Annotated in this window: 13 protein-coding genes and 1 pseudogene; all 14 read left to right on the forward strand. The window is 66.3% G+C overall.

Annotated elements, in window-relative coordinates; all coding sequences use genetic code 11:
• A partial coding sequence (gene lpdA, locus C667_RS05455) for a dihydrolipoyl dehydrogenase (RefSeq protein WP_004358283.1) occupies positions 1–1,515 on the forward strand: 1,515 nt, incomplete at its 5' end.
• Between the two features lie 111 nt (positions 1,516–1,626).
• Positions 1,627–2,802 (forward strand): acetyl-CoA C-acetyltransferase, encoded by a 1,176-nt coding sequence (locus C667_RS05460; RefSeq protein ID WP_004358284.1) that lies wholly within the window; start codon positions 1,627–1,629, stop codon positions 2,800–2,802.
• Between the two features lie 35 nt (positions 2,803–2,837).
• On the forward strand, positions 2,838–3,584 hold the full coding sequence (gene phbB / locus C667_RS05465) for an acetoacetyl-CoA reductase (protein ID WP_051174623.1): 747 nt from the start codon (positions 2,838–2,840) through the stop codon (positions 3,582–3,584).
• A gap of 304 nt (positions 3,585–3,888) precedes the next feature.
• Positions 3,889–5,478 carry a Re/Si-specific NAD(P)(+) transhydrogenase subunit alpha gene (locus C667_RS05470; RefSeq protein ID WP_004358286.1) on the forward strand — a complete coding sequence of 530 codons (1,590 nt, stop codon included), beginning with the start codon at positions 3,889–3,891 and terminating at the stop codon, positions 5,476–5,478.
• Between the two features lie 10 nt (positions 5,479–5,488).
• Positions 5,489–6,904: a Re/Si-specific NAD(P)(+) transhydrogenase subunit beta gene (gene pntB / locus C667_RS05475; RefSeq protein ID WP_004358287.1), complete on the forward strand. Its 1,416-nt coding sequence runs from the start codon at positions 5,489–5,491 to the stop codon at positions 6,902–6,904.
• A gap of 107 nt (positions 6,905–7,011) precedes the next feature.
• Complete coding sequence (locus C667_RS05480; RefSeq protein ID WP_004358288.1) at positions 7,012–8,712, forward strand: L-lactate permease; 1,701 nt, start codon at positions 7,012–7,014, stop codon at positions 8,710–8,712.
• Between the two features lie 143 nt (positions 8,713–8,855).
• Positions 8,856–9,647, forward strand: coding sequence for a (Fe-S)-binding protein (locus C667_RS05485; protein ID WP_004358289.1), 792 nt, complete (start codon positions 8,856–8,858; stop codon positions 9,645–9,647).
• A gap of 3 nt (positions 9,648–9,650) precedes the next feature.
• A complete protein-coding gene (locus C667_RS05490) occupies positions 9,651–11,060 on the forward strand; it encodes a LutB/LldF family L-lactate oxidation iron-sulfur protein (RefSeq protein WP_004358291.1) in 1,410 nt (469 codons plus the stop codon).
• Positions 11,057–11,719, forward strand: coding sequence for a LutC/YkgG family protein (locus C667_RS05495; protein ID WP_004358293.1), 663 nt, complete (start codon positions 11,057–11,059; stop codon positions 11,717–11,719). Before C667_RS05490 ends, C667_RS05495 begins: the two co-directional genes overlap by 4 nt.
• Before the next feature lie 191 nt (positions 11,720–11,910).
• Positions 11,911–14,004, forward strand: a pseudogene (locus C667_RS05500) (conjugative transfer ATPase); the annotation flags it as partial.
• A gap of 13 nt (positions 14,005–14,017) precedes the next feature.
• A complete protein-coding gene (locus C667_RS05505) occupies positions 14,018–14,761 on the forward strand; it encodes a DsbA family protein (protein ID WP_004358297.1) in 744 nt (247 codons plus the stop codon).
• A gap of 194 nt (positions 14,762–14,955) precedes the next feature.
• A complete protein-coding gene (gene radC / locus C667_RS05510; RefSeq protein ID WP_004358299.1) occupies positions 14,956–15,450 on the forward strand; it encodes a RadC family protein in 495 nt (164 codons plus the stop codon).
• A 165-nt stretch (positions 15,451–15,615) separates the two neighbouring features.
• Complete coding sequence (locus C667_RS05515; RefSeq protein WP_039920846.1) at positions 15,616–16,065, forward strand: TIGR03757 family integrating conjugative element protein; 450 nt, start codon at positions 15,616–15,618, stop codon at positions 16,063–16,065.
• On the forward strand, positions 16,062–17,006 hold the full coding sequence (locus C667_RS05520) for a TIGR03756 family integrating conjugative element protein (RefSeq protein ID WP_039920844.1): 945 nt from the start codon (positions 16,062–16,064) through the stop codon (positions 17,004–17,006). Before C667_RS05515 ends, C667_RS05520 begins: the two co-directional genes overlap by 4 nt.
• Positions 17,007–17,010 lie beyond the last annotated feature (4 nt).

The raw sequence follows: 17,010 nt of genomic DNA on the forward strand, positions 1-17,010 counted from the left end.
ACTGCGGCGCCAGCCGCCGCGCCGGCGCCGATCGCTGCTGCCGCCGCAGCCCCGACCGCCGCAGCCCACGCCGGCAGCGCCGACGCCGAATACGACATGGTCGTGCTCGGCGCCGGCCCGGGCGGCTACTCCGCGGCCTTCCGCGCTGCCGACCTGGGTCTCAAGACCGCGATCATCGAGCGCTACGCCACCCTCGGTGGCGTGTGCCTGAACGTCGGCTGCATCCCTTCGAAGGCGCTGCTGCACGTCGCGGCGGTGATCGAGGAAGCCGAGCATGTGCATACCGCCGGCATCCAGTTCGCCAAGCCTACGGTCGACCTCGACGCGCTCAGGAAGCACAAGGACGGCGTGATCGGCAAGCTCACCGGCGGCCTCTCCGGCATGGCCAAGGCGCGCAAGGTCGACGTGATCCGCGGCTACGGCCACTTCCTCGACCCGCACCACATCGAAGTCGAGGAAACCACCGGCAGCAGCCAGGACAAGACCGGCGCCAAGAAGGTGGTGAAGTTCAAGAACTGCATCATCGCGGCCGGTTCGGCTGCGGTGCACCTGCCCTTCATCCCCAGGGATCCGCGCATCGTCGATTCGACCGGCGCGCTGGAGCTGCGCCAGGTACCGGGCAAGATGCTGGTGATCGGTGGCGGCATCATCGGCCTGGAGATGGCCACCGTGTATTCGACGCTCGGTGCGCGCATCGACGTGGTCGAGATGCTCGATGGCCTGATGCAGGGTCCGGACCGCGACGCGGTGAAGGTGTGGGAGAAGCAGAACGCCCACCGCTTCGACAACATCATGCTGAAGACCAAGACCGTCGCCGTCGAGGCGAAGGAAGACGGCCTGTGGGTCAAGTTCGAGGGTGAAAAGGCCCCTGCCGAGCCGGTGCGCTACGACATGATCCTGCAGTCGGCGGGCCGTTCGCCCAACGGCAAGAAGATCGGCGCCGAGAAGGCGGGCGTGATCGTCGGCGAGCGCGGCTTCATCCCGGTGGATGCGCAGATGCGCACCAACGTGCCGCACATCTTTGCGATCGGCGACATCGTCGGCCAGCCCATGCTCGCCCACAAGGCGGTGCATGAGGGTCACGTCGCAGCCGAGGTCGCCGCCGGACACAAAGCAGCGTTCGACGCCACCGTGATCCCGGGCGTGGCCTACACGCATCCGGAAGTGGCCTGGGTCGGCTACACCGAGGCGCAGGCCAAGGCCGAAGGCAAGAAGGTCGAGACCGCCAAGTTCCCGTGGGCGGCGTCCGGCCGCGCCATCGCCAACGGCGCCGACTACGGCTTCACCAAGCTGATCTTCGACGCCGAAACGCACCGCGTGATCGGCGGCACCATCGTCGGTCCGTCGGCCGGCGACATGATCGGCGAGGTGTGTCTGGCCATCGAGATGGGCGCGGACGCGGTCGACATCGGCAAGACCATCCACCCGCACCCGACCCTGGGCGAGACCGTGGGCATGGCCGCCGAAGTCGCCCACGGCAGTTGCACCGACCTGCCGCCGATGCGCAAGAAGTAAGGCTCCGCCCCCCAACCCCAACCCCAACCCTCCGATACCAGACCGGCATCTGCCACTCATAACAAGAGGGGCGAAGGTCAGATTGTCATTCAACGAGAAAGGAAACGGACCATGGAAGACGTCGTCATCGTTGCCGCCGCGCGCACTGCTGTTGGCAAGTTCGGAGGTGCCCTCGCAAAAGTCGCTGCACCTGATCTGGGTGCCACCGTCATCAAGGCCTTGCTGGAACGCGTCGGCATCAGTGGAGACATGGTCGACGAGGTCATCCTCGGCCAGGTACTGACCGCCGGCGGCGGCCAAAACCCGGCGCGTCAGGCGGTGATCAGGTCCGGCCTGCCGATCGGCGTGCCGGCTTTCGTTGTCGGCAAGGTCTGCGGCTCGGGCCTCAAGGCCACCCATCTGGCCGCGCAGGCCATCCGTTGCGGCGATGCGGACATCGTCATCGCCGGCGGCCAGGAGAACATGAGCGCTTCGCCGCATGTGGTGATGGGCTCGCGCGATGGCCAGCGCATGGGCGACTGGAAGATGGTCGACACGATGATCAACGACGGCCTGTGGGATGCCTACAACCACTACCACATGGGCACCACTGCCGAAAACGTTGCCAAAAAATACGGCATCTCGCGAGAGGAGCAGGATGCCTTCGCCGCTGCATCCCAGCAGAAGGCCGAGGCCGCGCAAAAGGCCGGCCGCTTCAAGGACGAGATCGTCCCTGTGGAGATCGTCAGCCGCAAGGGCAAGGTGGTGTTCGACACCGACGAATTCATCAAGCACGGCACGACGGCCGAATCGCTCGCCGGCCTCAAGCCCGCGTTCGAAAAGGCAGGGTCGGTGACGGCCGGCAACGCCTCGGGGATCAACGACGGCGCTGCCGCGGTGCTGATGATGTCCGCGAGCAAGGCGAAGGCGCTCGGCCTCCAGCCGCTCGCCCGCATCGCCGCCTACGCCTCCGCCGGCCTCGAACCCACGATCATGGGCATGGGCCCGGTGCCCGCCTCGAAGCTGTGCCTGCACAAGGCCGGCTGGACGGCCGACCAGCTCGACCTCATGGAGATCAACGAAGCCTTCGCGGCGCAGGCCTGCGCGGTAAACAAGGAAATGGGCTGGGACACCAGCAAGATCAACGTCAATGGCGGCGCGATCGCGATCGGGCACCCGATCGGCGCATCCGGATGCCGCGTGCTGGTCACGCTGATCCACGAAATGATTCGGCGCGATGCACGCCGTGGCCTCGCCTCGCTCTGCATCGGCGGCGGAATGGGCGTCGCACTTGCCATCGAACGCTGAATCCAATCCTGAACGACGCGACTGAGGAGACGAACATGAGCAATGCACGTGTGGTGCTGGTTACGGGTGGCATGGGTGGCCTGGGTGAGGTCATCTCCACCAAGATGTCCGCGGCAGGTTACCGGGTGGCCGTTACGTATTCGCCCGGAAATACGAAACATGCGGAGTGGGTCGCCGACATGAAGGCAAGGGGGCACGACATTCTCGCTGTGCCTTGCGACGTCGCCGATCTCGAATCATGTACCAAGGCCGTGGCCGAGGTGCGGGAGAAGGTCGGCGAGGTCGATGTGCTGGTTAACAACGCGGGTATCACGCGCGACATGACCTTCAAGAAGATGGACAAGGTCAACTGGGACGCGGTGCTGCGTACCAACCTCGACAGCCTGTTCAACATGAGCAAGCAGGTGGTCGACGGCATGACCGAGCGCGGCTGGGGCCGCGTCATCAACGTGTCCTCGGTCAATGGCAGCAAGGGTGCGTTTGGGCAGACCAACTACTCGGCAGCCAAGTCCGGCGTGCATGGTTTCACCAAGGCGCTGGCGCTCGAGGTGGCGAAGAAGAACGTCACGGTCAACACCATCTCCCCCGGCTATATCGGCACGAAGATGGTCATGGCCATCCCGAAGGAAGTGCTGGACAGCAAGATCCTGCCGCAGATTCCGCTGGGGCGCCTCGGCAAACCGGAGGAGGTGGCCGGCCTGATCATCTACCTGGCATCAGAGGAGGCCGCCTTCGTCACCGGCGCCAACATCGCCATCAACGGCGGACAGCACATGCAGTGAGGTATGTGGGCCCGGGCTTCGCCAGCACACGCGCCACGTCTCCGAGTGCGATTGGCCATGGCGTCTGTCGGAGCTCATTCGGCTTGCTCGGCTTGAACGCACGCACTGCTTCGCCAAAAAAACAGAACAGGGAGAACCCGATGCAAACATCCATGGCTCATGGAACCACGCTTTGTGGAACCCGCGTGGCGCCCAAGTTCGCGAGAGCGCCGATACCGACAGCTCGAAGCCGCGGGCTGCGCAGCGAGGCTTGCCGCTCGGCGCAGCCGCGCCTGCAAGGTCAATCGATTGAGGAGTCGAAGCCATGAGTTTGTTGATCGGAATTCCAAAGGAAACCTTCGCTGGTGAAAAACGCGTGGCGTCCGTTCCCGAGGTCGTGGTGAAGCTCGTCAAGCTGGGTTTTGCCGTCGCGGTCGAAAGCAGCGCCGGAGAAGCGGCGAACTTTGCCGACGAGGACTACCGAGCCGCGGGCGCCGAGGTATTACCTGGCGCCGCCGACGTCTGGGCACGGGCCGACATCGTCTTCAAGGTGCGCCCGCCCACGCTGGACGAGGTCGGCATGCTGCGCGAAGGCGCGACGCTGATCGGCTTCGTCTGGCCGGCGCAGCACCCCGAGCTGATGGAAGCCTTGCAGGCACGCAAGGCCACCGTGCTCGCGATCGACTGCCTGCCACGGCAGCTGAGCCGCGCGCAGAAGATGGACGCGCTGTCGTCCATGGCCGGCATCAGCGGCTACCGCGCGGTGATCGAGGCGGCGAACGCCTTCGGCCGCTTCTTCAATGGCCAGATCACCGCCGCGGGCAAGATCCCGCCGGCCAGGGTCTTCATCGCCGGGGCTGGCGTCGCCGGCCTGGCGGCCATCGGCACGGCCGCCAACCTGGGCGCGGTCGTGCGCGCCAACGACACCCGCGCCGAGGTCGCCGACCAGGTGGTGTCGCTCGGTGGCGAGTTCGTCAAGGTCGATTACGACGAGGAAGGCTCGGGCGGCGGCGGCTACGCGAAGGTGATGAGCGAGGGCTTCCAGGCGGCGCAGCGCGCGATGTACGCGCGCGAAGCCAAGGACGCCGACATCGTGATCACCACCGCCCTGATTCCGGGCAAACCCGCACCCAAGCTGATCACCGCCGAGATGGTGCAGAGCATGAAGCCGGGCAGCGTGATCGTCGACCTCGCCGCCGAGCAGGGCGGCAACTGCGAGCTCACGGTCCCGGGCGAGGCGGTGGTGCGCCATGGGGTCACGATCATCGGCTACACCGACCTGGTGAGCCGGCTGGCCAGGCAATCGTCCACCCTGTACTCGAACAACCTCCTCCGCCTCACCGAAGAGCTGTGCAAGGCCAAGGACGGCAACATCGTCGTCAACTTCGAGGACGACGCCATCCGCGGCCTCACCGTGGTCAAGGAAGGCGAGCTCACCTGGCCCGCTCCGCCGCCCAAGCTGCCGGCCGCATCGACCAAGTCGAAGGCTTCGAACGCACCGCTCACCGCGCCCAAGGGCCATGGCCACGGCGCCGGCGAGCCGATGTCGGTGAAGTCGCTGGCGATCGTGTTCGGCGTCGGCGCGCTGCTGTTCCTGCTCGTCGGCCTGTACGCCCCGGCCAGCTTCCTGACCCACTTCACCGTGTTCGTGCTGGCCTGCTTCGTGGGCTACATGGTGGTGTGGAACGTCACGCCCTCGCTGCACACGCCGCTGATGAGCGTCACCAACGCCATCTCGTCGATCATCGCGATCGGCGCGCTGGTGCAGATCGCTCCGCCGCTGGCCGATGGGGCCGGCGATCGCCCCGGGGGGCTGATCGGCGTGCTCGCCTTCGTGGCCATCACCCTAACGGCCGTCAACATGTTCGGCGGCTTCGCGGTCACGCGTCGCATGCTGGCGATGTTCCGCAAATAAGGAGAAGACAATGACCTCCAGTCTGGCCACTGTCTCGTACATCGGCGCCACCATCCTCTTCATCCTCAGCCTGGGCGGGCTCGCCCACCCCGAGACCGCACGCCGCGGCAACCTGTTCGGCATCGCGGGCATGAGCATCGCGGTGCTGGCCACCGTGTTCGGCCCGCAGGTCGGCATGGGCGGCATTCCATGGATCGTCATCGCCCTCGTCATCGGCGCCGCGGTCGGCCTCTACGCCGCGAAGAAGGTGCAGATGACGCAGATGCCCGAGCTCGTCGCGCTGATGCACAGCCTGGTGGGCCTGGCCGCCTGCCTGGTGGGCTTCGCGAGCTACGTGGACACCTCCGTGGTCTTCCCCACCGCCGCCGAGAAGACCATCCACGAGGTGGAGATCTACATCGGCATCCTGATCGGCGCCGTCACCTTCTCCGGATCGCTGGTCGCCTTCGCCAAGCTGTCCGGGAAGCTCGGTGGCAAGCCCTTGCTGCTGCCCGCGCGTCACTGGCTCAACCTCGCGGGCCTCGTCCTGGTGATCCTGCTCGGGCGCTGGTTCCTCAACACACACTCGATCTGGGCCGGCATGGCCTTGCTGCTGGTGATGACCGTGATCGCGCTGGCCTTCGGCGTGCACATGGTGATGGCGATCGGCGGCGCCGACATGCCGGTGGTGGTGTCGATGCTCAACAGCTACTCCGGCTGGGCCGCTGCGGCCACCGGCTTCATGCTCGGCAACGACCTGCTGATCGTCGTCGGCGCGCTGGTCGGCTCCTCGGGCGCGATCCTGTCCTACATCATGTGCCGCGCGATGAACCGCAACTTCATCAGTGTGATTGCCGGCGGCTTCGGCTCCGGCGGCGGCGCCTCCGTAACGGCGGCAGACGGCTCCGAGCCGGCCGGCGAGGTCACGTCGATCAGCGCGGTGGATACCGCCGACCTGCTGCGCGATGCCAAGAACGTCGTGATCGTGCCGGGCTACGGCATGGCGGTCGCGCAGGCCCAGCACGTGGTCTGCGAGATCGTCAACGTGCTGCGCGGACAGGGTGTCGCCGTGCGCTTCGCCATCCACCCGGTCGCCGGTCGCATGCCCGGCCACATGAACGTACTGCTCGCCGAAGCCAAGGTCCCCTACGACATCGTGCTCGAGATGGACGAGATCAACGAGGACTTCCCGGACACCGACGTCGCCATCGTCATCGGCGCCAACGACATCGTGAACCCGGCCGCCCAGGAAGACCCGGGCAGCCCGATCGCCGGCATGCCGGTGCTGGAAGTATGGAAGGCGAGGACCTCGATCGTGATGAAGCGCAGCATGGCGTCGGGCTACGCCGGGGTGGACAACCCGCTGTTCTACAAGGAGAACAACCGCATGCTGTTCGGCGACGCCAGGAAGATGCTCGACGAGGTGCTGGGTGCGCTGAGCGCCTGATCGACAAGCCGTACCGACGCTGGAAGCGTCCGAATCGTCGCCCTGCGCACGCCGATCCGGACGACCGATTCACAACAACTCAAAGAGATTGCGAAGGGAGACAAATCATGACGCTCGGCCTGCAAGCACTGTTGGCATTCATACCGATAGGCCTCTCCGGCCTCCTACTCATCGGACTCGGGTGGTCGGCCAAGCGTGCCATGCCCCTGGTCTACTTCGTGACCGCGGCGATCGCGTTGCTCGCCTGGGGCGTGAGCCTCAACCGTATCGCGGCGGCCACGCTCGAGGGGCTGATCATCACGGTCCAGGTGCTATGGATCATCTTCGGCGCGCTGCTGCTGCTGAACACCCTGAAGCACTCGGGCGGCATCGCCAGCATCCGCAGCGGGTTCGCGCTCATCAGTCCTGATCGACGCGTGCAGGTCATCCTCATCGCGTGGTTGTTCGGATCGTTCATCGAGGGTGCGTCCGGCTTCGGGACACCGGCCGCCGTGGCCGGCCCGCTGATGGTGGCGGTCGGCTTTCCGGCGCTGTCGGCGGTGATGTTCGGGATGATCATCCAGTCGACGCCGGTCTCCTTCGGCGCCGTCGGTACGCCATTGATCGTCGGCGTGCAGGGCGGCCTTCAGCGCGAGGCGATGACCGCGGCACTGCAGGCGCAGGGGCAGGACTGGACGGCCTTCTTCAGTCTGATCGTCGAGCGCGTCTCCTTGGGCCATGCCATCTGCGGCACGCTGATCCCCGTGTTCTTGGTAATGTTCATGACGCGATTCTTCGGTCGCAACAAGTCGTGGGCCGAGGCCTTGCCGATCGTGCCGTTCGCGCTCTTCTCCGCATTCGCCTTCACCGTCCCGTATGCCCTGGCCGGCCGCTTTCTCGGGCCTGAGTTCCCGTCCTTGCTCGGCGGTCTGCTCGGCCTTACCGTGGTATCCCTCGCGGCGCGGGCCGGGTTCCTGGTGCCGAAGAAGAGTTGGGACTTCGCCGAGCCGAAGGAGTGGCCGGCCGAATGGATGGGCACCTTCGAAATGAAGATCGACCAGAACACGAGGAAAATCCCCATCTTCGTCGCCTGGCTGCCTTACCTGTTGCTTGCCCTGGTGCTGGTGCTCAGCCGCACGGTGGCACCCTTTAAGCAAGCGCTGCTGTCGGTGAGTTGGAGCGTACGCGACATCCTCGGCGAGCCGGGCATCAGCGGCAATTTCCAGCCCCTGTACCTCCCCGGCGGTGTACTGGTCGCCGTGTGCTTGGTGACGATCATTTTGCACAAGATGTACCTCCCTTCCTTCGGGAGGGCGGTCAAGGAATCCTCCACCACGCTGCTGAGCGCCGGCTTCGTACTGGTGTTCACCGTGCCGATGGTCCGCATCATGATCCAGTCCGGCGTGAACGCGAACGAGTTCGCGAGCATGCCGATCTCGATGGCACTCTGGGTGGCATCAGCGGTCGGGGACATCTACCCGATATTCGCCCCGACGGTCGGCGCTCTCGGGGCCTTTCTTGCCGGTTCGAACACTGTGTCGAACCTGATGCTGAGCCAGTACCAGTACAGCGTTGCGCAGGCACTGGGCGTCAGCGGCGCAACAATGGTCGCAGCGCAGTCCATCGGAGCGGCGGCGGGCAACATGATCGCGATCCACAACGTGGTGGCCGCGTCGGCGACCGTGGGGGTCATGGGGCGCGAGGGGCAGATCCTGCGGCGCACCATCATCCCGACGATCTACTACGTGGCTCTTGCCGGAATACTGGCGATGCTGTCTATGCATGTATTGAACTTGGGCGACCCCTTGCTGGGCGTGAAATTGCCGTGAGTAACTGACCGTTGTAAGCACTATTACCCGAACTCGGCAATATTGACCGTAGCTGTGTGATCGCGCTTTGTCGGCAAGAGCCCAGCGCGGGCAGGGCGTCACGACTGCGCTGGGTTCTGATCGAATGTATGGAGCGTACGACTATGACCACTACCCTCAAACAAATAGGTGCCTTCTCGTCGCCACCGCGTGTCGGCCTCTTCGTCACCTGCCTGGTCGATGCGATGCGCCCCAGCGTCGGCTTCGCCACGCTCAAGCTGCTGCGCGATGCCGGATGCCGTGTCGAGGTACCGGACGCGCAGACCTGCTGCGGCCAGCCGGCTTTCAACAGCGGCGACACCGCCGACGCGGCAGTGCTCGCCCGCCATTTCATCGAGACCTTCGAGGGCTACGACTACGTCGTCGCGCCTTCCGGCTCCTGCGTCGGCATGACGCGGGCGCACTACGCCGAGGCCCTGGCGGACGATCCCGCTTGGGCCGAACGCGCACGCCGGCTCGGCGAACGCACATACGAACTCATGAGCTTCCTGGTGGACGTGATGCACTTTGCGCCCGCCGATGTGAAGCTCGACACCAGCTTCACCTACCACGACAGTTGCTCGGGCCTGCGCGAGCTCGGTGTGCACGACCAGCCGCGCGCCCTGCTCGACAAGGTGTCCGGGCTCACGCTGAAGCCGCTGGAAGGCAACGACGTGTGCTGCGGTTTCGGCGGCACCTTCTGCGTCAAGTATCCGGCGATCTCGAACGCGGTCGTCGGCGAGAAGGCCGACGCCATCGACCGCAGCGGCGCGAGCCTGCTGCTCGGTGGCGACCTCGGCTGCCTGATGAACATGGCCGGCAAGCTCAAGCGCAAGGGCTCGAGCGTGCGCAGCTTCCACGCCGCCGAGGTCCTGGCTGGCATGGCCGGCGGCCCAGCCATCGGCGAGGAGCGCTGAGCCATGCAGGAAGCAACCCTCTCCTTCAAGGCGCGCGCCAAGGAAGCTCTGGCCGACCCGACACTCAAGATCGCGATCGACCGTACCACCGGCACGGCCGAGCGCAAGCGCGCAGTGGCGATGACGCAGTTCCCGCAGTTCGAGGCGGCCCGCGAGCGCGGCAAGCGCATCAAGGACCACGTCATCGCGAACCTCGACCATTACCTGCTCGAGTTCGAGCGCAACGCGATCGCCTCGGGGGCCAAGGTGCACTGGGCGAGGACGGCCGAAGAGGCCTCGCAGATCGTCGTGCGTCTTTGCAAGGAAGCCGGCGCCAAACGCGTCACCCGCGTCAAGTCGATGCTCGGCGAGGAGATCGGCCTGCCCCATGCGCTCGACGAAGCCGGCATCGAGCGCGTCGAGACCGACCTCGCCGAACACATCGTGCAGCTCGGCGGCGACCGCCCCTCGCACATCGTGTGGCCGTCGATGCACCGTACGCGCGAGCAGGTGTCGGAGATGTTCAAGCGCCTGCACCGCGCACCGCACCAGGAAGAGACCATCGAGGCGATGGTTGACAGCGCGCGCCGCGAGCTGCGCGACAAGTTCCTGACCGCCGACGTGTCGATCTCGGGCGCGAACTTCCTCCTCGCCGACACCGGCGCCACGTGCACGGTGACCAACGAGGGCAACGCCGAACTCACCACCACCCCGCCGAGGGTGCACATCGTCACCGCCGGCATCGAGAAGCTCGTCCCCAGCATGGGCCACGCGATCGCCATGCTGCGCCTACTGGTGCGTTCGGCGACCGGGGCGGACGTCACCCAATACACCACCTTCCACTGCGGACCGAAGCAGACCGGTGATCGCGACGGGCCGGAAGAATTCCACATCGTGCTGGTCGACAACGGCCGCACCCGCATGCTGCGCGAGGGCATGAAGGACATGCTGCGCTGCATCCGCTGCGGTGCCTGCATGAACCACTGCGTGGTGTTCCGCCAGTTGGGCGGCCACGTCTATGGCGGCACCTACCCCGGCCCGATGGGCGCGGTGCTGACACCGGTTTTCGATGGCCTCGAGTCGTCGCGCGACCTCCCGCACGCATGCACGATGAACGGCAAGTGCCAGGAAGTCTGCCCGGTGGCCATCCCGCTGCCGACCCTGCTGCGCGGCTGGCGCGACCGCTCCTGGCGCGAGGGCCTGGAGCCGGCCACGGTCCGTTTTGGCCTGGGCATCCACACCTTCGTCGCATCACGCCCGCGGCTGTACCGGCTCGGCACGGCGATCGCGATCCGGGTGATGCGCTTGTTCAGTCGCGGCGGCCTCGTGAAGGGAATGCCCGGCCTGGGCGCATGGACCGCCTATCGCGAGTTCCCCGCCCCGGCGAAGCGCACCTTCATGGAGATGTACAAGGATCAGGAGAAAGGCCAATGAGCGCACGCGAAACCATCCTCGACGCCGTGCGCAGCGGCCTCGGCAACACAGCGGTCGATCCGGCGGCGGTACGTCGCGACGCGGATGCGCTGCTGCAGGATCTGCCGTCCATTCGCCCGGCGCTGCTGGCCGACGGGCTGGTGGACGCCTTCATCGCCCGCGTCACCAGCCCCAAGGTGGCCGCAACCGCCGAGCGCATCGCCAGCGCGAGCGAGCTGCCGGCGGCGGTCGGACGCTACCTCGAGGCGTTTGGACTGCCCGCGGTGGTGGCACTGCAGCCCGCGGCGCCGCTGCAGGACCTGGACTGGTCAGGGTTCGAGCTCCACGACAAGGTGGCGCCAGACGAGATGATCGCGATCGGCGTCGCGCGCTGGGGCATCGCCGAGACCGGCTCGCTGGTGTTTCACTCGGGCGCCGATACGCCGATCCTCGCCAACTTCCTGCCGCTGCATCACCTCGTCATGGTACGGGCGGACACGATCCTCCCCTTCCTCGACGACTACGCCGCGGCGACCGCCGGCCAGCGCCCGCCGCGCAACGTCAACATCGTCACGGGGGCCAGCGGCACCACGGACATCGAGGGCAGCCTCGTGCTGGGGGCGCATGGCCCGCGTTTCCTGCACGTGGTGATCGTCGGAACGCCCGACAGCAGCGAATAAGTGAAGGCGTCGCACCAAGTCAGCTCTGTGCTGGTGCGGCATCAAGACGTCTCCACCCCAGTTTCATCGGCTCCCTCCTCCGGCCGGTGAAAACGAGGCGGCGCCGATGGGCTCCCCCCCCATGCAACAGGCGCCGCCTCACCTCTCCCCCGACAAATCCGATTGAAGGCGTAGCGATCGATCAAGACCGGAGCCCGACCGTGCTCGGCGCCACTGCCGAGGACCGGGAACGTTTCTACGTGCTGACCCGCTATCCGGAGGGGCGGGAGGAGGGCGAGATCGAGCTCGCCAGCGGCACCGACTTCGCGCAACGCCTGTTCTTCGGCGAGCCGCGGTCGGACGTGTCCAACGGCCTGTGGTTCTTTGACGACATGCCGCATCGGGTGATCGTGATGGATCGTCTGCGCACACCGCCGGCGACCGGTCATCTGACGGGCGAGACGCGCAAAGGCGGCGATGCCATGAACGCGCTCTTCGACCAGATGCCCGAGGACACGGTGATGTGCCTGACGCTGGTCGCCACGCCCCAGGACGTGCTCGAGGCGCACCTGAACCACCTCGCCAGGAAGGCCGTCGGTGAGACCCTGGCCTCGGAACAGGCACGGCAGGACGTGCAGCAGGTGCGCGGCCTGATCGGCAGCGCACACAAGCTCTACCGCGGTGCGCTGGCCTTCTACCTGCGCGGCCGCGACCTGGAACAGCTCGATGCGCGCGGCGTGCAACTCGTCAACGTGATGCTCAACGCTGGCCTGCAACCGGTGCGTGAAGAGGATGAGGTGGCGCCGCTGAACAGCTATCTGCGCTGGCTACCGTGCGTGTTCGATCCGGCTGCCGACAAGCGCCAGTGGTACACCCAACTCATGTTCGCGCAACACGCGGCGAACCTCGCCCCCGTCTGGGGTCGCAGCCAGGGCACGGGGCATCCCGGCATCACGTTCTTCAACCGCGGCGGCGGTCCGATCACCTTCGATCCGTTGAACCGTCTCGACCGGCAGATGAACGCCCATCTGTTCCTGTTCGGTCCCACGGGTTCGGGCAAGAGCGCGACGCTCAACAACATCCTGAATCAGGTGACGGCGATCTATCGGCCGCGCCTCTTCATCGTCGAGGCGGGCAACAGTTTCGGGCTGTTCGGTGACTTCGCGGCACGGCTGGGTCTCACCGTGCATCGGGTGAAGCTCGCACCGGGCGCGGGCGTCAGTCTGGCTCCGTTCGCCGACGCCTGGCGCCTGGTCGATACGCCGAGTCAGGTACAGACGCTGGACGCCGATGCGCTCGACGAGGACCAGGCCGATGCCGGCATGGCCGTGGAAGGCGATGAGCAGCGCGACGTGCTCGGCGAGTTGGAGATCACTGCACGACTGATGATCACCGGCGGCGAGGACAAGGAAGAAGCGCGCATGACGCGCGCCGACCGCAGCCTGATCCGTCAGTGCATTCTCGATGCGGCCCAGCATTGCGTAGCGGACAGACGCACGGTGCTCACGCGCGATGTGCGCGACGCGCTGCGCGAGCGCGCCCGCGACGCCACGCTGCCGGAGATGCGGCGCGCACGGCTGCTGGAGATGGCCGACGCCATGGACATGTTCTGCCAGGGCGTGGACGGCGAGATGTTCGACCGGTCGGGCACGCCGTGGCCCGAGGCGGACATCACCATCGTGGACCTGGCCACCTTCGCGCGCGAGGGCTACAACGCTCAACTCTCGATTGCCTACATCTCGCTCATCAACACGGTCAACAACATTGCCGAGCGCGACCAGTTCCTGGGCCGGCCGATCATCAACGTGACGGACGAAGGCCACATCATCACGAAGAACCCGCTGCTCGCGCCCTACGTGGTCAAGATCACCAAGATGTGGCGCAAGCTGGGCGCCTGGTTCTGGCTCGCCACGCAGAACCTGGACGACTTGCCGAAAGCGGCCGAGCCCATGCTCAACATGATCGAGTGGTGGATCTGCCTGTCGATGCCGCCCGATGAAGTCGAGAAGATCGCGCGCTTCCGCGAACTCAACGCGTCGCAGAAGGCGCTGATGCTCTCGGCGCGCAAGGAGGCTGGCAAGTTCAGCGAGGGCGTCATCCTGTCCAAGTCGATGGAGGTGCTGTTCCGGGCCGTGCCGCCCAGCCTCTACCTGGCGATGGCGATGACCGAGCCCGAGGAGAAGGCCGAACGCTTCCAGTTGATGCAGCAGCACGGCATCAGCGAGCTGGATGCCGCCTTCCGCGTGGCCGAGAAGATCGACCGTGCACGGGGCATCGACGCGCTGGCGCTGGACATGTTGGCCTGACGGGAGCAACACGATGCGCGTGCCCTCGTTCAGCCGCCGTGGTCACTGGATCGGTCCGCTGATCGCGGTGACGATTGGGGGCGCCTCGTGGATGCTGCTTCGCGCGCCGCATCCGACAACCGAGTCCATGTCCCTGGCCGCCGCCGAGTCCGACGCGCCGAAACCCGCTGGCCCGCCCCGGCTGTATGGCCGTGCCGATGCACGCTTCACGGTGGTCGGGTACGCCGACCTGGAGTGTCCGCACTGCCGGGCCTACTTCCCCGCACTCAAGCGCTGGATCGACGCCCATCCCGAGGTGAACTGGCAGTGGCACCACCTGCCGCTGTCCATGCACGAGCCGGCCGCGACTGCCGCGGCGCGCCTGGCCGAGTGCGCGGGCGAGACGGGCGGACATGCCACGTTCTGGCAGGCCGTGGCGTGGCTCTACTCGAACACCCGTGGCGACGGGCAGGGTGTGCCGGCGGGCCTGCACTATCCCGAGCTCACGCCAGCCATGGAGGGCTGTCTCGACAGCGATCGCCCCGATGCCGTCATCCGTGCTCAGGCGGTGGAAGCCGCAGAGCAGGGCATCTCGGCCACACCGGCCTTGCAGCTGCGCGACCGCGGGACCGGCAGGACGCTCCTGCTGAATGGTCCTGTCGAAGGTGATGCCTTGCTGTCGGCCATCGACCTGCTCGCCGCCGGCGGTACGACCGTCGCCGAACCTGCCCATTCCGGAGACATGCCCACCGGCGTTGCCGGTGACATGCCCAGGTAGCCATCGATCTTCAAGGCTACGGCGCGGCGGGTCCGCGTTGATCGAAACCCGTTCGCATCGCATCCGTTGACGCGAACAGCCACTGCATTTGCGGTGGTGGATGCCGGCTCGTCACCTGTTTCAATCCTATCGTCCCAGGAGGGTTTGCCCTCCAGGGGCAGGCGCCCTCCGATCTCATCCATTGGAGGTTCGCCATGTCTCTTGTCATCGCCGACTCCGGCCCGGAGTCGCTCACCCTGATCGCCGCCCAGCACGAAGACTGGATCATCCAGCAGGCGATCATGCTGCTGGAGAACCGCGTGTTCAGGGGCGGTCCAGTACTGGAGAGTCCCGCCGCCGTGCGCGACTACCTGCGCCTGAAACTGGTCGCGGAGCCGAACGAAATCCTGGCCGTCGTGTTTCTCAACAGCCAGCACCAGGTGCTCGCCTTTGAGCCGTTATTCAAGGGCACGGTCGACCAGACTCCGGTGTATCCGCGCATATTGGTTCAGCGTGCACTGGCGCTCAACGCTTCGGCCCAGATCCTGGCGCATCAGCACCCGTCGGGGAAAACCGAGCCTTCAGCCGCCGATCGTGCGATCACAGAGCGGCTGACGAGCGCGCTGGCCACCATCGACGTCCGGGTGCTGGATCACTTCATCGTCGGCAAGGGCAGCCCGTACTCGTTCGCCGAAGCCGGCTTGTTGTAGCTGCATCCCGGACGCATTCGTTTCATCACCACGGGAGCCATTGGCTCCCGCTTCCTTTTGGTTCTTCCGCAGGAAATCGGGGCTGAGCGGTTTCGGTTTCTGTGTCGTTGCCTGATGGGGATTGCGTTCGACTACGAGTCTGCATCGACTCCGCGGAGGCGCGCCGTGCCGGTTCATTCCCCCAACCTTCCTGCTGCCTCGCGGCGTCCCCTGGCGGCAAGACTGACCGCCGGACTGTGCGCCGTGTTGCTTGGCCCCATCGCGACCGCCGCCGATGTGCTCGTCGTCACCGACAGCCATCATCCGGTGCAGGCTCCGGCTGGCGCGCGGGTCATCGAACTGGACCAGGCTGCGCGCATCGAGTTCGAACTCGCGGCGCACTTGCCGACCGACCCGCGACAGGCCGCGGCCCTGGTGCGGCAACGATTGCATGCCGGCGGTGAGGCGCTGCAGCGCCGAATCGGCCACGCCTATCAGGGTGTCGCGGATGCCTGGGGGCTGGGCATCGCCAGGATTCCCGCGGTGGTGGTCGATCGGCGCTACGTGGTCTACGGCGAGCCCGACGTCCCCCGCGCCATTGCACGGATCGACGCATACCGGGGCACGCAGCCGTGAGCCTCCTGTTGGCGTCCTCATGCTTGCATGCCACGGTCGCCTCGCTGCTGCTGAGCGCGGCCACGGCGGCGTTCGCCCTGGACACGGCCACGATTGTTTCGTCGGCGCTGTCCCGCGACTGCCTGGACTACCGCGTCGTGGGCGTTTGCTACTGGCTGAACTGCGGGCGATCCGGTTGTTCGGTGCGCACCTCCGTCAAGGTGCGCCACTACGTCCCCGGTGCGGTGGTGTCGAGCTACTCGAACACCGGCGAGAACCCCTGGCTGGAAGTCAGGGCGATGAGCATGCCCAACCCAACCGCCAAGGCAGGCGGTGACGGTACGACCAACCACGGCAACGAGAACAACCTCGCCAAGTTCAAGAACGCCGATGTCGTCGGCCATCCAGCCGGGATGGTGTTCCGCCAGTTCGCCAGCACGTCCGGTTACACCTGCGAAGGTGCAGGCACCGCCTTCATGCCGTATCTGTTGAGCACGCTCGACACGCTGGCCTGGCGCTACAACGTCCCCGAGATGGCGTACCCGGAAGCGCTGGTTCCCGGCCTGCGCGAGATCGGTACGCGCACTGGCCTGAATCTCTGGGGCAACGTGTATCCCCGCGGTGGCTTTCTGCATCAGACCGACGACCACAAGAGCGGCGCCGTGGTCGCGCAGCGCGCGGGCGACATCGTGACGCGCCGCAACCAGCTTCACGTGTACCAGCCGCTGCTGGCCAATGCCCGTGACGGCTACTGGCCAGCCGGCGCGCTGATGGAGACCGACGCCTCGACGGGCAAGTGGCAGGAGCTGACGCCAACGCTTTCGAACAGTTGCGTGGTCTTCCCGCACAGTCGTACCCGCGTGCAGGCCCGGCAAGGCGACTACGCCTGGGCCTTGTGGCGGCCGTATTCCTGCTGCCGGCGCCGTGGCCAGGTCTTCCTCGGTAGCGTCGATTTCATGTGAGAAA

The sequence above is a fragment of the Thauera phenylacetica B4P genome, from assembly GCF_000310225.1.
GTDB classification, from domain to species: domain Bacteria; phylum Pseudomonadota; class Gammaproteobacteria; order Burkholderiales; family Rhodocyclaceae; genus Thauera; species Thauera phenylacetica.

Bases quoted from the DNA above. Each gene is read 5' to 3' on its own strand.
- C667_RS05460 (WP_004358284.1), top strand. From the start codon at position 1,627: ATGGAAGACGTCGTCATCGTTGCCGCCGCGCGCACTGCTGTTGGCAAG.
- phbB (WP_051174623.1), top strand. From the start codon at position 2,838: ATGAGCAATGCACGTGTGGTGCTGGTTACGGGTGGCATGGGTGGCCTG.
- C667_RS05470 (WP_004358286.1), top strand. From the start codon at position 3,889: ATGAGTTTGTTGATCGGAATTCCAAAGGAAACCTTCGCTGGTGAAAAA.
- pntB (WP_004358287.1), top strand. From the start codon at position 5,489: ATGACCTCCAGTCTGGCCACTGTCTCGTACATCGGCGCCACCATCCTC.
- C667_RS05480 (WP_004358288.1), top strand. From the start codon at position 7,012: ATGACGCTCGGCCTGCAAGCACTGTTGGCATTCATACCGATAGGCCTC.
- C667_RS05485 (WP_004358289.1), top strand. From the start codon at position 8,856: ATGACCACTACCCTCAAACAAATAGGTGCCTTCTCGTCGCCACCGCGT.
- C667_RS05490 (WP_004358291.1), top strand. From the start codon at position 9,651: ATGCAGGAAGCAACCCTCTCCTTCAAGGCGCGCGCCAAGGAAGCTCTG.
- C667_RS05495 (WP_004358293.1), top strand. From the start codon at position 11,057: ATGAGCGCACGCGAAACCATCCTCGACGCCGTGCGCAGCGGCCTCGGC.
- C667_RS05505 (WP_004358297.1), top strand. From the start codon at position 14,018: ATGCGCGTGCCCTCGTTCAGCCGCCGTGGTCACTGGATCGGTCCGCTG.
- radC (WP_004358299.1), top strand. From the start codon at position 14,956: ATGTCTCTTGTCATCGCCGACTCCGGCCCGGAGTCGCTCACCCTGATC.